A 20865-nucleotide genomic window follows, 5' to 3' on the forward strand; every position below is an offset into this window, starting at 1 on the left:
GAATTTCGCCGATTTTATTCATGTTATGAAAGCGACAATAAAACCCCTCACCCTTGCCCTTTTGTCCGCGGTGGTTCTTCCACTCGCCGCCTTTGCGGGCGCGCCGGACCAGTCTGATATTCAAGTTCGCATGAGCAAGGCCTTCGCGTGGCAGGCGGCCCATCGCACCACGGACACCAGTAAATACGCCATGGACAGTCACGCCGGCCCGCGCGGCTGGGTGCATGGCGCGTTCATGACCGGCGTCATGGAGGCGTGGCGCACCACTGGTGAGAACGCCTACATCGACTATGCGTGGAAATGGGCGGAAGACGCGTCGTGGCAGCCCGGTCCGCGTCCGATCCATGCCGATGACCACATCGCATGCCAGTCGTATATCGAACTCCACATGCTCGATCCGAAGCGCGCGGACATAAAACCCACCATCGAGACATTCGACAAATTGATCGCCCAAAAACACAAGGGCGCGGAATTGTTCTGGTGGTGCGATGCGCTTTACATGCAGCCGCCGGCATGGGCGCGCCTGGCCAAGGCGACCGGCGATCAAAAATATCTTGATGAGATGACGCGTTTATATTGGGAGGCGGTTGATTATCTATATGACTCGCGCGAGCGTCTTTTTTTCCGCGACAAAAACTACATGCCCCATGACAAGGATTTCCGTCCGTCTGCGATAAGGAAGAACGGAACGAAAGCATTGTTTCAGGAGCGGAATGGGGAAAAAATGTTCTGGTCGCGGGGCAACGGCTGGGTGTTTGCGGGGCTTCCGCGTATTATTGAATGGATGCCCGGGGGCGCGCAGCGGGAAAAATTCGAAACCCTTTTCAAAACAATGGCGCCGCGCATTCTCGAACTCCAATCGCCCGACGGACTCTGGCGCATGGGCTTGCTCGATCCCGACGCCTACGGCCATGGCGAGGTCAGCGGCAGCGCGTTTTTCATTTATGGTTTCACGTGGGGTGTGCGCAACGGCCTGCTTGACGCGCGCGCGTATGTCCCGGCGATCGAGCGCGGATGGCGCGCGTTGCGCTCGTGCCAGCGTCCGGACGGCATGCTCGGTTATGTGCAACCCATCGGTGCCGCGCCCGGGGCGCATTCATCGAAGACATATCAGGAATACGGCACGGGCGCATTTTTGCTGGCGGGGTCTGAAATCTTAAAACTCCTGCGCGCCTCTCCCGATGTGTTTGCGTCCGTGAAGAAGGCAGCCGCGCCCGAGGCCGCGGAGCAGCGCGCCTATCAAGTCGCCGTTTTGAAACGCGTGGCCGGGCCCGTCCTGAATGCGGCGGCCGAGGGAAAGCTGAAGGAAAAGCTCCCAAAAGTTTATGTCGGCCGCGACCGGTTTGCTCCGCTTGAGGCATTGGGACGCACGCTGGCGGGAATCTCGCCCTGGCTCGAACTCGGCCCCGGCGAGGATGCCGAGGGCAGGCTTCGCGCCGAGTATATCGATCTCGCGGTGAAGGCCATTCGTTGCTCGACCGATCCCAAGTCGCCCGCGCATTTGATCTTTAACGAACGCGGCCAGCCTCTTGTTGACACGGCGTTTCTCGCGCAGGCGCTGCTTCGGGCGCCGACACAATTGTGGGGCAACCTCGATGAAAGCGCGCGCGCCAATGTCATCGCGTCACTGAAGGCCTCGCGTGTCACCAAGGCGCAGAAAAATAACTGGGAGCTTTTCAGCGCCACCGTCGAGGCCGCGTTGCTCAAGTTTTCAGGGGAGTGCGAAATGAGCGCCATCGAAACCGCGGTGGCCGACCATGACTCCTGGTATAAGGGCGACGGCACATACGGCGACGGCCAGCCGCTCCACTGGGATTATTACAACAGCTTCGTGATTCAACCGATGCTTTGGGATGTGCTCGCGGTGTGCGCCGAGCAAAAACTCCCGATTGCGAATCGACTGCCCGTGATTCAAACCCGCGCGCGCCGGTATGCGGAAATCCAGGAGCGCATGATTTCGCCCGAGGGCTCGTTTCCGGTGATCGGGCGCTCGTCCACCTACCGCTTTGGCGCATTCCAAACGTTGTCTCTCGTCGCGTTAAAAGATGAGTTGCCGCCGACGCTTCCCCGCGGCGCCGTGCGCGCGGCGTTGAACGCGGTCATCAAACGAATGATCGAGGCGCCGGGGACGTTTGACAGCGAAGGCTGGTTGCAACGCGGCGTTGTTGGCGCGCAGCCGCAAATGGCCGAGCGGTATATCAACACCGGCAGCCTGTATTTGTGCACGTTCGGGTTGCTGCAATTGGGACTGCCCCGAGTGATCCATTCTGGACCGAGCCGAGCCTGCCCTGGACGCAAAAACGAATTTGGGCGGGCGAGGATTTGCCGGCCGATCACGCACTCTAATTTAACCGACAATCAACCGATGAAAACAAACCGCCTGATAACCGCCGGCATTTTTGCCGCGCAGATTTTCATGTTCGCAACAACCAATGCGGCCGCGTCCGACGAGGCGACGCTTTCGAGCCCCGCCGCGCGCCTGCAATGGCGTCAGTCTTCCGACGGCTGGAAACTCGGCGGCGTTGATGTGCTCGGCGACGTTGCGGAAGGGAAGGGGATTCCGCTTGGCGAACCCTCGGGGCAATACCGCATTCTCTATTCGGAAACGGAACCGGATAAAACGCCCGTGCCGTTTTCCCTTTCCGACCGCACGGATGTTTTTCCCGAGCCCATCTATAAATATCCCGTGCCGCGCTGGGCCAAGGCGACCATTCCCGCGGCGCTCAACCTCGTCGGCGAGGAGCGCGTTTTTTATCCGTCGGCAATGGAATCATGCGCCGATGGCTCGCTGGTGTTTCGCCACCGGACTGATGTGGCGGATGTGGTTGCGCGTTGGAAAATCGACGCCTCGTTTCCCGGAGATGTGTGCGTGGAGCTGACGCTCACCGCCCGCAAGGACGGCTGGTTTTCACTGCCCACGCCGACACTCGCCACGGTTGCGCCACGCGATCTGAAGTGGGCGGTGGTGCCGGGTTACTTCAAGGGTGATCGTTTCAACCGCGATTTCCCGCTCGCATTCGCATACGGCCACGGCTTGCCGGACCGCCCGGTCATCGCCAATGAAGGCGCGGCCTCCACGCTTGCCTCGATCATCACCAACAAGGCGGGCGCCACGCTGGCGGTTATCGCCGAACCCGGCGTCGTCGATCCGTATTCTGCCAACGCCGCGACCCGCGAAATCTGGCGCATCGGGCTTTCGCACATGAACCGGGCGGGCGAGCTCACGCCGACTCTTTACCGCGCGCTTCTCGGCAGCCGTGATTCGCGACTGGAGGCGGGGCAGTCGCTCACGTTTTCGTTTCGCTACTCATTGCGCGCAGACGATTGGTTCGCCGCCATCAAGCACGCCGCGGAGGACATCTATCGCGTGCACGATTTTCTCGCTTTGAAGAAACCGGTTCGTTCGCTCAGCCAGCGGCTTCACTCGCTTCACGAATATGTGACTGATGACGCAACGTCGCTCTGGCACACCGAGGAATTCGGCGGCATGACAATCGGGGCGCAGGCCTACAATGGCGGCGTGGTCGGCGCCCGGCGCGACCCGAAAATAAAGGGAGATTACGACGCCATGAAAAACTCCGACTATGGCGCGATGTGGATGCTTGCGCGGCTCACGAATGATCCGCGCCTCGTGCGCGACCGGCTGCCCTACGCGCGCAATTTTAAACTCGTCCAGCAACAAAGCGCCCCCGGCTTTTTCCAAGGCGCGGCGCTCGGCCAATACTATCTCGCGAAGTCGCGCCGCTTCGTCGAGGAGTGGGGCGATTATGTCGAGCCTGTTGCCATCACCTATTACACGATGCTCGACATCGGCAACATCCTGCTCTTCGAGCCCGGCGATGCCGAGTTGCGCGAGCGTTTGCGACTCGGAGCGGAGCGATTGCTGGAGTGGCAGCGCGCCGATGGCAGCTGGGCGGTCGCCTATGATCACGCCACGCACAAGGAGCTTTTCACGGAACTGCCCGACGCGCGCGCGACATTCTACGGCTTGATTGTCGCCTACCGGATTCTGGGTGACGAAAAATATCTCGCGGCGGCGCGCCGCGGCGCGGACTGGATGATTAAAAACGCGGTCACGCCCGCGCGGTTTCTCGGAGTGTGCGGCGATGCGCGTTTCGCCCCCGACTTTGCCACGGTGCAGGCCGCGCAGGCGTTTCTCGACCTTTTCGATATCACTGGCGATGTGCGCTACCGCGAGGCGTCAATCGAGACTGCGCGGCAGTATGTGACGGATGTGTTTACCCAGCCGCTTGCGACCAATGCGAAGAAAACGCACAAGAAAAACACACTCGCCGACTGGCAGATCAACCAGACCGGGCTTGCCTTCGAGCATGGCGGAACCATTGGCACGGCGAGCGGCAGCGGGCCGATTCTTCTCGCCAGCTATGCCGGCCTTTTCATCCGCATGGCGGGGATCACGGGCGAGCCGCTCTTCCGCGATCTCGCGCGCGCCGCCGTGCTGGGGCGCGACGCGTTTTTGCATCCGAAGACCCAGGCGGCGACCTACTACTGGCTGCATGTGAACGCGGGCCCCGGCTCCTTTCCGCATCATGCGTGGTGGCAGTTTGGGTGGATAACCGACTATCTGGTTTCCGAGGTGGAATTGCGCTCCGCCGGCGGCATTGCCTTTCCGCGCGGATTCCTCACGCCCAAGGTCGGGCCTCATGCGTGTTTTGGGTTTGCCCCCGGAAAGCTGTATGGGGAGGCGGTCAATCTTGCGTGGGGGAATGTCGACACGGGAACGCCCGAGGTGGATTATATTGTGGCTCGCGGCGCAAACGGTGCGCGCACGCATGTGGTTCTTTTGAACAACAGCGCGCGTCCGGTGAAAACGACGGTGAAGGCTCCGCCATCCGCATTTGTTGGAGTGAAGGCCAGCGCATGGAAAAGCGCGACAATCCGCACCTCGCCGGACCGGATGGCGAAACTTGATACCGCGCAATCCGAGTGGTCTGTGGAGATCGCGACATACGGGCTCGCGGTTCTGAGCTTGGATGCGGAGTGATGCCGCGCCGGTTTTCGTATATATAATAAAATAAGATTCTTTAGAGAGGCGCGTGCGCAAGGAGCGGCGGCGTCCCGCCGCCGGACGCGAGCAACGCGAGCGCCCTTTGCGTATTTGTTTTTCGGATACAAAGAGCGGATCCGAATGCGGTCCGGCCAAGTGCGAGGCTTTGGCCTCGTCCGGCGGCGGGGACGCCGCCGCTCCTTGCGCACGCGTGGTTTTTTATAAGGGAATCGGCGGCCGGGGATTATTTCTTTTCGCGCAATTTTGCGGCGAGCAGCGCGAGTGCGGCGGCGAGATACCATGCCGAGGGGCGCCGCCACCACCACCGCCGCCTTTGTTTCCATTGTCGGGATTTTCGGGTTGTTCCGGATTTGTCGATGTTCCCGATGACACGATGGCGGTCATGGTTTGCACTTTGTTTGTCGAGTCGATCCGCCGGATTGCGCGATTGCCCGAGTCGGCGACATACAAGTATTCGCCGTTGTTGCCGAGCGCCAGATCGCGCGGATGATTGAAGAGGGCGTTTGTTCCCGTGGCGTCCTTGAAGCCGGCGATGCCGGTGACGCCATCAGCTCCGGGGTTGCCTGCGAGCGTGTTCACGTAACCGCCGGCTGTTATTTCGCGGATGGTCGAGTTGCCCGTGTCGGCGACATAGAGCGTGCCGTCACCATCGACGATGAGTCCCTCGGGTTGGTTAAAAAGCGCGTCGTCGCGGTGTCCATCGACACTGCCGTGCACAGTGGCGCAACCTGCGTGAGTGGCGACGCTGTTATTGTGCGCGAGGTCGATTTTGCGAATGGTGTGGTTGCCTGTGTCGGCGACATACAGGATGCCCGCGGCGTGGGCGATTCCCGCGGGCGCGTTGAATTGGGCGGCGGTGCCGCTGCCGTCGAGCGTGCCGGAGGTGTTGAGCTGTCCGGCAACGATGACCGGGTTGCCGGTCGCGGCTTCGATTTTGCGAATCACATGGGCGGATTTGTCGGCGGCATAAATGTTGCCCGCGGGGTCGATGGCGATGGCGGTGAGTTCGCCGGAGATAATCGCGGGATGTGTTTTCACTTCGCGCCCGGCGCTGATGGTGCGCAACCGGGCGTTGCCGGAATCCGCCACATAGAGTGTGCCCGAGCGCACGGTTATTCCAACCGGGCGGTTGAGACGCGCGTTTGTGCCGGTGCCGTCCAGGGCGCCGCTTTCGCCGGGCGCGCCGGCAAACACATTCACATAGACATTGGTGCTTCCGGGAGGCGTGAGCGTGTGGATGACATTTTTCTCCTCGTCCGAAACATACACGATGCCCGATGCGTCAACGGTCAACGCGGCGGGCGTGCCGTGGGCGCCGGTTTGCGATGGCACGATGGTGAGTGTCGCGGCGGTGCTGAGCGTGACGCCGTTTTGACCGGTGATGCGGACTTGATAGCTGCCACTGTCTGCCGGGATTCCGGCAAGGGTGAGCGTGGCGGAAGTGGCTCCGGCGATGGTCTGGCCGTCTTTCAGCCATTGATAAGTGACTCCGCTTTCGGGCGTGGTCACGGAGAGCGTGACAGAGGCGCCGCACTCGGTGTTTTGACTTAGCGGTTGAGTTGTGATTTGCGGCGCGGCGGCGTTGGAAATGTCCACCCTGGCGTGGGCGCTGTCGAAGCTCTCACCGTAGGCGTTTGAGGCGGAAATCACATAGTAGTAATCTTGGCCGTCGGTCAGATTTGTCGCGTCTGTGTATTCGATGATAGTGGCATCAGGCGATGCGGCGATTTGCGCAATTTTTTGAAACGGTCCGCCGGGTGTTGTGGCGCGCTTGATGTTGTAGGTGACCGCTCCGGGAGCGGCAGGCCATTTGAGCAGCGCGCCGCCATTGTCCATGTTGGTGGCGTTGAGTCCGCTTGGGTTGGCGGGCTTGGTGCCGTTCAATGTGAAAAGTTGCGTGGTTACGGCAGCACCTCCGGTTTGCTCAAGCTGAACCTTGAAGCGCACAACATCGCCGTAGGAAATGTCATCGGCGGTGAGCTCGAAGGGGCTGTGTCTTTTGTCGCGACCGCGCGCGTGCCGCCGGAGGCGTCGACAAAGAGGAGCGTCATTTTGCCATCATCCGGAATGCCGCTGAGGGCGACGTAGAGCGAGTCCGCCCCGTGAGGCGAGCGAATGCGGAACGCGTGCAAGTCCTCCCATGTCGCGTCGATACTGGCGACGATGGGTTTTTCGGAAAGTGCGGGGGCGTCGGGCGCCATGGTTTCGCGCGCCGCGTCAAACGTGAGCACGACGAGTCCGCCTTGCGCGAGCGTGACGGTGAACTTGCCATCGGCGTCGGGGGCGAGCGTGGAGGTGTTGCCGTTGGCGTCGCGCAGCAAGGCCGATGCCGGGAGGGCGATGCCGAGGGCGGCTTTGTCAATAAACACGCGGGCGGTGGTGTTGTCGCGCGCCTGGTTCATGAGCACGAGGTGAAAGCGGTTTTCACTGCGCGCGGCGATGTGGTCGACCTTGGGCGTGTTGACGTTGAATTTCTGATTGTCGAGCCAGAGCCAGCACGCCGGATCGTCGAAAATCCTGCCGGGGCTTCCCCCGTAAATTCGCGAGGAGAACCAGACATATCCCTGCGATTTGACGTAGGGGAAACGGATCGCGCCGCCGGTGCGGGCGTCCGCGTCGGTGACAAGAAAATCGACGAGCATCGCGAGATGCACGGGCGCGTGATGCCAGTAGAGCGATGTGATGTCTGGGCCGTTTTCGGTGTAACCGGGATTGTATTGTAAATCTGAATACAGGGAGAGGTAGTAGCCGGGATACGAGGCGCCGCGGCCGATGATGGCGTTGCGCGCGTGCGTGCGCCAGTAGTCCTCGCCGGTGATGGAGTGAAGGCGCATGAGGTTGGCGGCCCACACGGCGAGCTGGATGTTGTTGAGTCCGTTTGGCGTGAAATAAGTGGAGGGCTGCTCGAGCCCGAGTCCGGTGGTGGCGGGCAGCCACGCGGGGACATTTTTTTCGGGGATGTTGAAGGTCGCGGGTGTGCCGGGGGGATGATTTGGCGGGAATCCGATGCGCTTCCGTTCGTCGCCATCCCACCAGATCGTGCGTGTGACGCTGAGCGTGCCGCCGGCGTAGAGCGTCAGGTTTGCGGCGGGATCGGCGGGGACGATGGGCGTCACCCATTGCCCGGCGGTGGTGAGGCTCGCCCCCTGTCTGGCGTAGGCCAGTATTTCGGCGTCGCCGGTCAGCTCATAGAGGTCGAGCAAATCCCACCAATAGGGATAAAAGGACACATTATAAAAATAGGATATGTCACGCGGCGTCTGGTTTGCCGTGGTGTTTCCAAACTGGGTCGCGGCCCAGGTTTTCGCCTCGGCTTTGATTGTGTTGAGAAGCGCGATGTCGGGCATGCTGCGGTGGAGCGCGAGTTTTTCCGACCATGCGGGAACCTGTCCGCCCGCGGTGACGACATTGGTGCCGTTCATCATGTAGTCGCGCAGCCACGGGTTGAGTCCGCCGAGGAGATTGTCGAACCCCTGCCAAAGCGCGGTGCCGTAGAAGCTGCTGCGGAGGAATGAGAGGCGGATGTCCTCCGGTCGTTTCACATAAGTCTGGTCGGTGCTGAGGGCGAAGTGCGCGGAGGAACGGCTGAGCATGAACTCGAGCGTGGGAAGGCCGCGCGTTTTATAAAACTCGTCGTCACGGGTGAGCCGCGCGGCGGACACAAGCATGAGCGGCGCCGAGTGCGTGGCGGTGCTTCTGCTTTCGATGTTGGACGGTCCCTTGAGATTGTCATACCAGCGGAATTGCGGGCCGGATTTTATGAGCTTGATAATATTGATGGCCTGCTCGGTGAGCGAGGTGTTCCACGGTTCGCGGTAATCGCGCAGTCTCAGGATGCCGGTGTCGGTGTCGCGCATTGTTTCGAACCAGGGCTGCGGAGCGGTGACCACCCACCATGCGGCGTTCAGCGTGTCGCCGTTGTTTTTCTGCGAATTGTGTCCGCCAAGCACGGGGGAAAAAACAACGGGCTGCGCCGCCAGTTCCGCGCCGAGCAGGGAAAATCCGTGCGTGGCATTGTCGCGCTCGGCCCATTCGGACGGAAGGCGGTCGGGATCGGCGACGACGCCGTGCGTGAGCGCGGGCATGCCGGAAATCTCGGAGGTTTCCACGAGGGCCATTGGATGCGGAGCCATCGAGGACATGATCATGACGGGCACATCGGGCAGGCGCTTGAATTGATAAAGCGGCGGCAGTTGCACGGCGGTGACTTTGTCGAAGGAAACACCGCCCGCGCCGGTCGCGGCGAAGGCGAGCGAATAGAAACCCGACTGCACCGTGGTCATGGAAACTTCCATGCGCGCGGCATGGCCGGATTCGGGCACTTGCCAGGTGACGGTGATCTCGTCGGGAAACCCGGTGACGACGGCGCCTTGGCGCAGTTTGTAGAGAATCTTGATTGTTTTTGCGTCGACAACTTGCGCGACGGAATCGGGCAGATACGCGGCGCGCGCATCACCCGCGAGGAAGACGTTGCGCGTGTCGGCGGGCAATGTCCACGTGCCGCCATTGAACGTCCAATTTTCAAACTCGGCGCTTTTCCAGCGCGGAGCCCAGCCGGGGCGGACGGTGGATTCCGCCGCGCGGATGAGATAAATGGGCTCGGCATTTCCCCTCCACGAAAGCGTGGCGGCGTTGCCGGTGAGAAATTCGATTTCGCGCAGCAGAAATTCCTGTCCGTCAACAGTCCGCGCCTTGCGGAATCGCAGCGCCATGTCGTGGGTGCGCAGTTCCGCTGCGACGCCCGCCGCGCCCTCGGTGACAGTGGGGTTTTCCAACCCCGGGGATTGCACGGGAACGCGCGCGGCCTGCAAGGGTGTTTGCCGGTAGGTGTTGAGCGAGGCGCGCTCGACCGCATTGGGATCAAGCCCGGCGCTGGTGACAAGCACCGCTTCCAGCCGTCCGAGATATTGGGCGGTGTCCTTCACTTCAATGGTATGCGTGCCGGAGGTGAGCGGGATTTCCTTAACTCGTTCCCAGCGCCATCCGTTTACTCCGTGCGCGCCGCATTCGATGTCCGGTTCCTGTCCGTCGACCAGCACCTTGAATCGGCGGCTGCCGGGGCTGGTGTCGTAGTCGCGGGTGTTTGCCCATATCGTGTAAGTGCCGGCGGTGGTGATGCCGAAACCGGCAAGGGCGGTTCCGCCTGTGTTGGTGGCCTTGATGAATATTTCCGTCGTGCCGTCCTGTCCGTCCATCACCTCCCATCCGCCGCATGCGCGAAAAGTCTCGGGTTCAAGCAGCACGGTGTTGCTCTTGCTTGCGGTCTCACCCTTGAGCGTGGTTGATGTGGAAATGCCAAACAGCAAGGCGCAGAGTGCCATTGGCAAAAACATAAGGCGTTGGATTACTTGATGGTGCATGGCCGGGCGATGATTTGGATAGCCGGGGGAACGGGGCATAGGGCTCTTGAATAATTAACGACATACTGACTATTCATGCCCGGGTGAAAACATATTGGTATTTCAACCGTTGACTCATTGCCTTGTAACGCAGAGGCGGCCCGGGGCGAAACCATTGCGTTGATAAATATATGAGTGTTTTTGTTATGAACACGCAACGGCGGCAGTCATGCGCGTGTTTGCTCGATTCAAACGCGGACGATTTCACGAAAATGAAGTCAACGGTAAACCAGCGAGGTTATTGCGAGTAAACAACACTTCTTTTGGTATGCGGACAGTCATTCACAACACGGCCCTGGATGCGTCCCCACTTATGTTTTTCCCCACAGCAGATTCTTTTTTGGCATGCGCCACCACACGGCCTCAATTACAAGATGGCTGTCCCCGAAGTTATGGTTTGTCTTTCCCCTCCCATTCCGCCGGCGACGCCCCGTTCGCCAATGATATAAGAACTGATTAGACCCGAAGCGCAACAGACTGCGCGGCCGCCTGGCTGTGAGTGTAAATAATATCATATATAATAAATAAAACCGAAACCGGAATTCCCTCATTTATATTATGCAAAGTCCCAAAAACGAATTTCCCACGGCCAAATTATTCTTCTCGTGGCTATCCCTGATGCTGCTTGCCGGCGGCGGGCTCACGGGGCAGACGGTGGTGGAGGTTGAACGAAACCGATTCGAAGGCTCCCGCTTTCTTATTTCCGGCACCTATGCCATCAACGTCCACAACGGCGTCACCTACACCTATCAGAACAGCTCCTGGTTTGGTGACACGAATGGCGGCGGCGCGCTTTTTGTGAACGGCGGCGTGTTCACCCTCGGTCCCGTGGACGGCGGCACGGGCAGGACTGTGTTCACCGGCAACATGGCCAGGCGCGGCGGCGCAATCACCATAACCGGCGGCGCCATCGCATCCCTCACCAACGTGCGTTTCGGCACGCTTTCCAATGCCAGCTCCGGCAATCGCACCATCGGCGACCACGGCGGCGCCATCGACCTCGTCGCCAATAATAGCACACTTATTCTCCGCAACGCCGAATTCTATCGCAATGTTTCCGAACGCGGTGTGTCGCCCGGCAGCGCCGCGACCGGCGGCGGGTTCGGCGGTGCGATCTACATCCCCAACAGCGGCATTCTTGAAGTTCACGATTCCACTTTCGGCAGCCTTGCGCAGGCCGACCCGATGGACTTCTTCAGCACGGGCTGGACACCGGCGGTCAATGCCGCGGCGGGCACGGATCGCGGCACAGGCAATTGGGCCATCGACGGCCGCGGCGGCGCCATCGCATCCCAAGGCAACGTTGCCGCGCGCATTTCCATTTATAACACACAGTTCTACCACAACACGGCCGCCCGCGGCGCTCTCAACGCCAACGGCGACGGTGGCGCCATCGCATTGTCGGCCGGAACACAGCAAGCCACCATTGAGGACTCGCTCTTTTACGGCAACCGCTCGCGTGGCGGTTTGGGCGGCGGGGCCATTTACGCCGACAATCCCAACATTGTCGTGAGGCTCAAGGACACGGTTTTCACCAACAACATCGCCACCGGTAACGGCGGCGCGATTTACCTGAGCGGCGGCACCGTTAATATTACCGCCACCAAGGATATCACTTACGAGGGCAATTACGCGGCGACTGGCGCCACCAACGCCACTCCCAGCGGGAGCAAGGGCGGCTTTATCTATATGAGCGGTGCTGCCATCACCAATATCGACATCGCCACAGGCGCGACTCTCACCATTGGCGGCAGCGCCAACTCCGCGCACGACACCCTTGCCAGCAGCAACACCAATGTCGTCATCAATGTGAACTCCGGCGGCGACACAGGCACGCTCATTTTGCACGGCGCCAGCACCGATTACAGCGGCGCGTTGAACGTCCATGCGGGCAGTGTTTTGCTGGGCGGCACCGCCGCGCGTTTCACCGGGACGAGCCAAATCACAGTCAAGGCCGGTGCCATTTTCGGCGGCGTAGGGATTGCCAACAACGTCTCGGTGGAAAGCGGTGGCGTCTTCCAAGTAGGGCCATCCGGCGCGGACAACATGGGTTCCGGCGTTCTAGGTGTGAGCGGCACGCTGAAACTTTCCGGAGGCTCCATGATCACCGGTCGCGGTTCCCTTGGAACAGCCCTCGACGGAGTCAACGTCGTCGTGTTGGGTTCCGCCGCGGGCGACTGGGTGACTGCCGATGTGCAGGCCAACTCGACCCTTGCCATTACCGGAACTTACACAAGCTCACTCACCGGTGCAGGTGGGGTGGTTAAAACCGGGGCGGGCGAACTGCACATGGGGCGCACCGGCGGTTATACCGGCGGCACTCGGCTGGAGGAGGGACTCCTCAGTATTTCCACCGACACGGCTCTCGGCACTGGCGCCGTCAGTATCACCGGCACGGACACAGGGTTGTATTTTAGGGTGGGTATGGATTTTGCCAACGCGCTGGATATTTCGGGCGGTGTCACACTGACGGCCGCTGTGGGCGACGTGTCCATGCAAGGCGCCATCACTGGAGCCGGCACCCTGATAAAAACCGGCGTGCGCGAGCTCATGCTCGGCACCAACGCCTCGGCTTTCACCGGTTCGGTAATCATCAATCAGGGCATTCTCTCCGGCGACATCAACGCAGCCTCCGCGGTGCGCCTTGAAAACTTCGCCACTTACGCGGGGAATCTCGTTCGTTCGTCCGGACAATTGCTCGCTGGTTATGGCAGCATCAACGGCAATCTCACCCTCTCCGGTGGCAAACTCTCCTTCGATTTTCGTAACTGGGTGAGCGGTGGGAGCCTTGCCCCTGATCAGATTCATGTAACCGGCAATATTTCAAGCACCGGCAATAATCTTATCAACCTCGACAATATCGGCGCCCAATCGGCTTACGCTCTCTTGGTTGGGGCGATCTTTCGGGGTTCGATTTCGCAAACTTTTCGGTGGCCACCGTCAACGGCGAGGCGCTGACCAACCGCTACGATCCCCGTCTCTCGATTAGCACTTCGGGCACGGTTTTTGTTGTCAGTCCCGGCGTGCGCAACTTGCGCATGACGTGGGCGGGAAGCGACACCGGCGCGCCCACAACGTGGGACGGCCAGGTTGGAAATTGGGGCGAGTCTTCGGGAGAGCGTTATTTCCGGGATGGCGACAGCGTGATTTTTGGCGCGACTTCGTCGGGTGTTATTTCCATCGACGCGGCGGGGGTGACGGTCGGGGATCTCTCCGTTGAGACGGCCGCGGGGCAGGCGCTCACTTTCGCGGGCGGCGGAATCACCGGCACGAATGCGGCGACCGATTCCGACCGGCATGTCGGCGGCGCGGACGGCTTGGTTTATCTTGGCGGCGGCTCGACCGCGGCGGTGACCAGCAAGCTCGTCAAGGCGGGCGAGGGCACACTTGTTTTTGATAATGACGCCAATGTTTTTATGGGAGGCATTGAAGTCCGGTCCGGCACCATTGCGTTCAGCGACGGCGGGCAGCTTGGCGGCGCGGGCATCAGCTTTACGAACAACGCGGCTTTGCGTGTCGATGCGACCACCGCGCTGGCGACCAATGTTTCCATCTCGGCTGACAAAACCGCGACATTCGACACGCGCGAAAACTCGCTCGAATACAGCGGCACCTTGACCTCGGCGGCTTCATCAAAAATTGCCAAGGCGGGTTCCGGCGACTTGTGGATAAACAACACAAACCAGGCCGCGCATCATGGCGCGACGGAAGTGCGGGAAGGGCGCTTGTTGTTGGCGGGCAACGCGAGCTGGGGCGATGGCGCCGTGACGGTTTCTCAAGGCGCGGGATTTGGCGGGCATGGCGTCGCGCAAAACGTGACATTGCTCGGCGGCGGCGCGCTGCACGCGGGCACGCCCGATGCCTTGGTCGCGGAGCGACTGACCGTCTCCTCGGCGCTCACCCTTAACGCGGGCTCGTTGGTCAATTTCAGCATTATCTCCGGCGCCGCGAATCCGCTTGCCAGCGTGAACTCGTCATTGATGGCCGGGAGTGTGAATATCGTCGGCGGAGGCGTGTCCGATATCACCATCGATTTGGACCGGCTCGTGAACGGCGTCTTTAATTTGGGCAATGCCTCGACGCTGACCGGGGCAAAGATCACGTATTTCGGGCAGGAACTGGGAGAGCGCCAAAAGATCACCTATGAATCGACCGCGGCTTCCGGCACGCTCTTGATCAAAATAGACATGCCGGACAACCAGGTCATGCAATGGACGGGCGCGGTGAATGGCAATTGGAACATCAATACGCGCAACTGGCAGATCGCGGGCAGCGGTTCCGCGTATTCTTTTGGCGATGGCGACAAGCTTGTTTTCGATGGCGTGGCCGATGCCGGAAATCCCGACAATCGCACGATCACGATCGCCGGCAGGCGCATGACGCTGTCGGACATGGTGGTCACGGGAACCGCGGATTATGTTTTCCGTGGTGATGCCCAGATCATCACCGACGCGAGCTCGGCGACATCCAACATCTCCGGCAGCGCCCAGGGAAAATTGGTCAAGGAGGGCGAGGGCACGGTGTCCTTTGAAAATGTTGGAAACGAATTCAAGGGTGGCGTCGAGGTGAAGGGCGGCGCGGTGGCGTTTACCAAGGCGGAGCAGTTGAACACGGGCGGCGCGGGGATCGTGCTCGATTCCGGCACGCTGCGGGCCGCCGACGAGCTGATCGTGTTGTCCGAGGCAATTAACATCGCATCCGGAAAATCCGGCGCGTTTGACACGGACGGGCACACCGTTCGCTACACGGGTGTGTTTGCCCCGGCATCGAGCGGCACGTTTGTGAAAACAGGTGCCGGTGTTTTTGAAATGATGGGCGACAACTCAGGATACAACGGATCCCTGCTGGTCGCCGGAGGCGATTTGCTGTTGCGCAATGAGGCGATGACGTTGTCACGACTCGGAGGCACCGTGCGTGTGACCGACGGGGGCACTTTTGGCGGCGAAGGCGAGGTTCTTGGCAGTGTGACCGTGGGGCGGGGCGGGGCGCTGAGAATCGGCGCCGCGGTGACCGGGGCCGAACAACTTTCAGTGGCCGATTTGCGCATGGAAAACGGCTCGATGATTTATGGCGGCGGCATCCTTGCCGGTAGCATGAAAATCGGCGCCGCCGAGGGGGATTTGATTACGCTGACCAACATCACCGCCAAGCCGGTGACCATCACCGCGGCGACCGGCGGCGATGGAACACTTGTGAAGGCGGGCGGCGGATTGCTCACGCTTTCGGGCACCGCGACGATGGGGCACAAGCAGACGCGCATCGAGGGCGGCATCGTGTATGTCCGCGACATTGATCCGTCGGAGATTTCCTCGCTCGTGCATTCCTTTGACCTTGCGGGCGGCTGGCTGGACCTGGCCGATGTGCGCGACTTTGGCGATGTGCCGTATGACCAGTGGACCAACTTGACGCTCAGCGGAAACGCGGGCGGTGTCATTGGTTATGGCGACGCGATCACGCTGCGCGAGGGCGATGTGGGCTTCCAGATCGGCGGCTCGGGCACGGGAGTCGGCGTGTTTGTCGTGGTGGACGCCGGCACCGGCACGGCCACGCTCAGCGGCAGCAGCAATTATGTCGGCTACACCCGGGTGGACAGTGGCGTGCTCGCCGTCAGCAATGATTTTAACCTGGGCAACACCGACACGAGCATCGCCGCTCCCCGCGATGTCATTCTCAACGGCGGAAACTTGCTCGCGGCCGGCGGCTTCACCAGCGAGCGCAAGATCGAGATGCGCCAGGCAGGCTCGGTCATCGTGAACAGCGGCACCGCCTCGTTGCTAGCCCTCTCCGGAACGGGCGACTTTACAAAGGAGGGGAAGGGCACGCTTTTCCTCACGCTGCCCGGTAATGAAACCAGCACTCACACTGGCGCAAAGACTGTTGTCGCCGGTGTCCTCCAGGGCCGCGCCAATGTGTTGACCGGCCTCATCACCAACAGCGGCACGGTGGCCCTTTACGCCTCCGAGGATGATTATCCAACCGGTGTGTTCACCGGCACCATCAGCGGCGGCGCGTTTGCAAAGGCCGGCGACGGCATCGCCGATATCGGTTCCACCGCCGCGTTTATCGGACTCTCTTCCGTGCGCGTGGAGGACGGCGTTCTTACCAGCACAAGCCGGCCGTTGGTAATCTCGGCCGCGGCATCCGTTGACATTGGAGATCGAGGCACGTTCAGCTTTCCCAAGGGCGGGGTGTTGACGACGCCGCTGGTTCGCAATCAAGGCATGATACGCGTCGGCTTTGGGGCGGGCGGAAGTGTCCCCAACGAAAAACTGACCATCAACGGCGATTACCATGGCGGCGCATCCAACGACGCTCCCGGTTATCTCACACTCGGCCTCGGATCTGTCGTGGGCGGGCAGGTGATCGACGCCGACACGCTTTACATCACCGGTTCGGCGACCGGCAAAACGCATGTGACTTTTGTGCGCCAGACCGGGAACGATCCCTTTGCGGACAATCTCGCGGGCCAGGCCGATTCGCTTCCGCTCAATGTGATTCGAGTGGAGGGCGGCGGCGGCGAGTTTCTCCAAAGCGGACGCCTCACCTATGGCGTAAAAGATTACGTGCTCACTTACGAGCCGGACACCGGCACGAGCCACTGGCGCATTTCAACCGCCTCCGAGATTCCGGCGATCGTGGCGGTTGACGCCGCGCTTATGCTTGCCAACCACGCCTCGTTTGGAGGTCTTTCCCAGCGCCTTGAATCGATGGGATTGCTCGACGGTTACAAGGGACGGCAAGGGTTCGATTTCTGGGTCAACGGCATTTATCGCCGCGACAAATTCTCGGACACGATTTATGACGGCGCGACCGCCAACACCTACGGATGGCAGGCCGGTGTGGATTACACCGATGCCAACCGCACGTTTGCGCTCGGCGTTTTCTTTGAGCAGATCACCTCGGACACCGACATGCCCTACGCCACCGACACCAAGTCGGATACCGACGGGTTTGGCGCCTATATCACCTACCGTCCGTCCAAGTGGTTCTTTAATCTCCTCATTCGTTTGAGCAAGGGCACCTACGATATAAACATTCCCAACACGCCCCAATTCGGCACCGACACCGGCAGCGCGGGTATTTCCGTCGAGGTCGCGCGCTATTATGAATTTGGCAACGGCTGGTTGGTGGAACCGCAAGTTCAATTCCTGTGGAGCCGTTCCAATGTGGACAACACGAAGGACAGCGTGCCCGTGTCCGGCATCGAAGATCCCCTCACCAACTACGGGCGCGAATATCGTGTGAGCGCGATCGATTACAGCTCGTTGCGCGCCAGCGTCATGGTCAGCCGACGCTTCGTCACCGGTAATAATTGGGAGCTCCGGCCCTATGCCCGCGCCTCGTTTGCCAATGAGTTTGGCGGCGATACTGACATGACGGTATATACAATCGGCGAGACTATAAAATATAAGAACTCGCTCGGCGGAACCTACGGCACGCTCAGCGGTGGCGCGACTGTGCGCATTCACGACCGTTTCGATATATGGACTGATCTGGCCTGGTATTGCGCCGGCAAGATCGACGGGTTCAGCGTCAACTTCGGCGCGGGCTATCGTTTTTGATAAAACGCGGGCATGCCGAAAAAATTATCCAAAACACATGCAGTCATGAAAAACCTTTTTATGAAAACCCCGAATGATATTGTTCGCGCCGCCTTGGCGGGTTTGCTGCCGTTTGCGGCGGTCGTTCCCCTTTTCGGACAGGCGGTAACCTCCCCCGTGAACGACGCGCCACCAAACCCGACGGTGCCCGTCATCACAGGCACGGTCAACCCGGTGGCGGATGACCAGGAGGGCGAGGAAGTCGTCACTCTCGAAGAATTCACCGTTAGGGCCAGCAAGGATGCGTCCTACATCGGCGCGACCGCCACCGCCGGCGCCCGCGTGGTGGCCGATATCCTAGAATTGCCCTTTTCCATTCAGGTGCTTTCCAAGGACTTTATCGACGATTTCCAGCTTCTCGACTTTGAGGACCAGGCCGCTTACATCGGCGGCATGACGCCCGGAGATCCCGCCACCGGTGCTCCGTCAAACAGCCTGCGCGGTTATGCCGTGCCCGTTTTCCGCAATGGTTTTCGACGCACCCAGCGCCCGGAGTCCAACAGCATCCGGCAGACCGAGGTCATTCGCGGTCCTCAGTCCGCCCTCTTCGGTCGCACCTCGCCCGGCGGCGTGGTCAACATGCTTTCCAAGCAGCCCCTGACCAAGTTTAAGACCGGCGCCACGGGCATCTACGGTTCCTACAACAATCGCCGCGCCAGCGCCTACGTGACCGGCCCGCTCATTCGCGGCAAACTCTTCTACCGCGTCGACACCGAGTATTACGATATGGAGCGCAACACCGACTATTGGTTCGACCGCACTTTTAATATTTCGGGTTCCGTCATCTATAAGTTTACGCCCAACACCGCGCTTTCCGCCGAGTTTGAGCACTCCAAGAAATTCATGAACGACTCGACTGTCGGCAGCTACTTTATCGACCGCACCGATGATCCGAACTACGAGCAGTTTTTGGCCGATCCGTTCAACGCCGCCTACCAGAATACTGAATACGGCAAAACGTATTGGCGCCGCGTGGCCTTGAGCGAGTATGGCGACGACGATGTGCGCGACAGGCTCATGTCATTTAACGCCGCCGGAAGCGAACGCCGGACCAAGCGTGAAAACGACTCCTTTTATCTGAAACTCGAGCACCGGTTCGCATCCGATGTTTCCATGCGCGTCAATTTCGGTTACTCCGAGCGCGATTTTACCCGGGATTCCCTTTCGTCCCTTTCCACATGGGATCCCGACTGGCAGGCCGGTTATAATGCCTCCTATGTTCCCGCCAGCGAGCATCCCCACGGAAACTGGGGACTTCAGAGCGGGAAGTGGACGCAGAATGACAATAACACCGCCGCCTATCCCGGACGCCGCGCGCAGGCGCTTCATTACGAATACGACTACAAGGAATACGGTTTCCAAATCGACTTCACCAAGAACTGGCGCACCGCAATCCGGCAAAGCTCGCTGCTCACATTCGATTACTTCCGTGAAAAAAGCAGCTTCCGTGAATGGTATTTGCGCGGCGATCCCACGGCAACCACCGGCAGAAACAGCGCCCTGCGCGCCGCCATCGCGACCATGCTTGGGTATCCCTCCGCGGCACAGTTGCCAAATGAGATATGGAGCGCATACATCTCGCCCGATCCCTTTCATCTTGATGCCGCGATTCCCCTGCCCGGCGGACGCACCATCTCGGCCAAGGACCTTTATTCGCTCACGCCCTCATTCGACAACGCCACCTATCCTTGGGCGCCGCGCAACGGTTACGATGACGTCGCCCGCTTGTATAGCAATATTTACGACATGGACCGCCTCACCTACGGCGCTCTTCTCAGCCATCAAGTTTCGCTTTTTAGTGATCGTGTTTACATGATCGGCACCATTCGGCAGGACTTCTCCGAGGTCGAGCGCAAGATCCCCTTCGACTGGGTGCTTTCCGAGCACGCGAAAGCCCAGGCGCTGCATCCGAATGTCGATCTGGGCAATCCCATAGACATGAGCAATCCCGCAGTCGCCCAGATTGTAAAAGTCGGGCGTGAAAACACAGGCAACACTCGCGCCATGTCCTACAGTGCCGGTATCTCCTACTCTGTCCTCAAGGACAAAAAACTCGTGGCCTATGTGAGCTACGGAAAATCCTTCGATCCTGCCATGCAGGTGGATCCCTTCAAGGGGACTATTTTTGGCAACCGCACGGCCAAGGGTGTGGACGCCGGCATCAAGGGCGTTCTTCGCGCATCCGGCGGCGCCGTGTTTCAATACGAGGTCGCCGTTTATAAGATCAAAGAGGAAAACGCCGCCGTGCAAAATCCGCTGTGGGAGGACAACTCCAACCTGGCCAGCGAGGTGGATGATCTTTCGGATCTGCCCGACTACTATGTTCCCGTGACGAGCAAGGGGCAGGGCATGTCCATCGACATCAAGGGTGACAATGTCTTCATTCGCGGCCTGGCCTTGAACGGCAAGATCGACTGGCTCGACAAAACCTACGATACCTATCCCGGCCGCGACGATCCCGAACAGCCCGAATATCGTGTGGGCGGTCGTTTCACCAACACTCCGGTGCGTTCAGTGGGCGCGGGCGCATCCTACAAGTTTCAATCAGGTTTGTTGAAAGGGCTGAAGCTCGGCATGTCCCACACCTACACGCCCCGGCGCCTGATGGCTTATTTTGATCCCGCCACGAGCAGTGTGCTCGCGCAGGACGAGCGCTGGCTTCCCCGCCAGAGCCTCTGGCACGGGTTCATCAGCTATCCCCGGCGTTTTGCGAAGCGTCTGGTGATTTTCCAAGTGAACGTGGTGAACATTTTCGACGACATGACCATCACCCCCGGCAGCTACATGCCCAATGGTCGTGAGGTCCGCGGCACGATAACCCTTGAATTTTGAGCTC

The 20865-nt window shown here is 60.2% G+C and carries 6 protein-coding genes; 4 read left to right on the forward strand and 2 right to left on the reverse strand.

Translation table 11 applies throughout. The features are described 5' to 3' along the window. Positions 1-25: 25 nt before the first annotated feature. Entirely contained in the window at positions 26-5005 is a 4980-nt protein-coding gene (locus tag CKA38_RS16410; RefSeq protein WP_236918984.1) for a DUF2264 domain-containing protein, read from the forward strand. Positions 5006-5227: 222 nt separating this feature from the next. Here the strand turns inward: CKA38_RS16410 and CKA38_RS09545 are convergent, their stop codons facing one another. Both CKA38_RS09545 and CKA38_RS09550 read right to left on the reverse strand, forming a co-directional pair. Next, entirely contained in the window at positions 5228-6913 is a 1686-nt protein-coding gene (locus tag CKA38_RS09545; protein ID WP_152032775.1) for an SMP-30/gluconolactonase/LRE family protein, read from the reverse strand. A gap of 17 nt (positions 6914-6930) precedes the next feature. Beyond that, the gene (locus CKA38_RS09550) at positions 6931-10350 is read right to left on the reverse strand and encodes a hypothetical protein (RefSeq protein WP_108825265.1); all 3420 of its coding nucleotides are present in this window, start codon (positions 10348-10350) and stop codon (positions 6931-6933) included. Positions 10351-10986: 636 nt separating this feature from the next. On the opposite strand from CKA38_RS09550, the gene CKA38_RS09555 reads away from it, so the two are divergent. The 3 genes from CKA38_RS09555 to CKA38_RS09565 are packed head-to-tail and all read left to right on the forward strand — an operon-like array spanning position 10987 to position 20861. Continuing rightward, the gene (locus tag CKA38_RS09555; protein ID WP_108825266.1) at positions 10987-13386 is read left to right on the forward strand and encodes a beta strand repeat-containing protein; all 2400 of its coding nucleotides are present in this window, start codon (positions 10987-10989) and stop codon (positions 13384-13386) included. Further along, complete coding sequence (locus tag CKA38_RS09560; protein ID WP_108825267.1) at positions 13359-17990, forward strand: autotransporter domain-containing protein; 4632 nt, start codon at positions 13359-13361, stop codon at positions 17988-17990. Before CKA38_RS09555 ends, CKA38_RS09560 begins: the two co-directional genes overlap by 28 nt. Positions 17991-18035: 45 nt before the next feature. Further along, positions 18036-20861, forward strand: a complete 2826-nt coding sequence (locus tag CKA38_RS09565) for a TonB-dependent siderophore receptor (protein ID WP_236918985.1) — start codon at positions 18036-18038, stop codon at positions 20859-20861. Positions 20862-20865: the final 4 nt, after the last annotated feature.

It is taken from the genome of Ereboglobus luteus (assembly GCF_003096195.1).
In the GTDB taxonomy this organism is placed as follows: Bacteria; Verrucomicrobiota; Verrucomicrobiia; order Opitutales; family Opitutaceae; genus Ereboglobus; species Ereboglobus luteus.

Excerpts from the sequence above, each read along its gene's own strand:
- CKA38_RS16410 (WP_236918984.1), top strand. The coding sequence starts at position 26 with ATGAAAGCGACAATAAAACCCCTCACCCTTGCCCTTTTGTCCGCGGTG.
- CKA38_RS09550 (WP_108825265.1), bottom strand. The coding sequence starts at position 10,350 with ATGGCACTCTGCGCCTTGCTGTTTGGCATTTCCACATCAACCACGCTC.
- CKA38_RS09555 (WP_108825266.1), top strand. The coding sequence starts at position 10,987 with ATGCAAAGTCCCAAAAACGAATTTCCCACGGCCAAATTATTCTTCTCG.
- CKA38_RS09565 (WP_236918985.1), top strand. The coding sequence starts at position 18,036 with ATGAAAAACCTTTTTATGAAAACCCCGAATGATATTGTTCGCGCCGCC.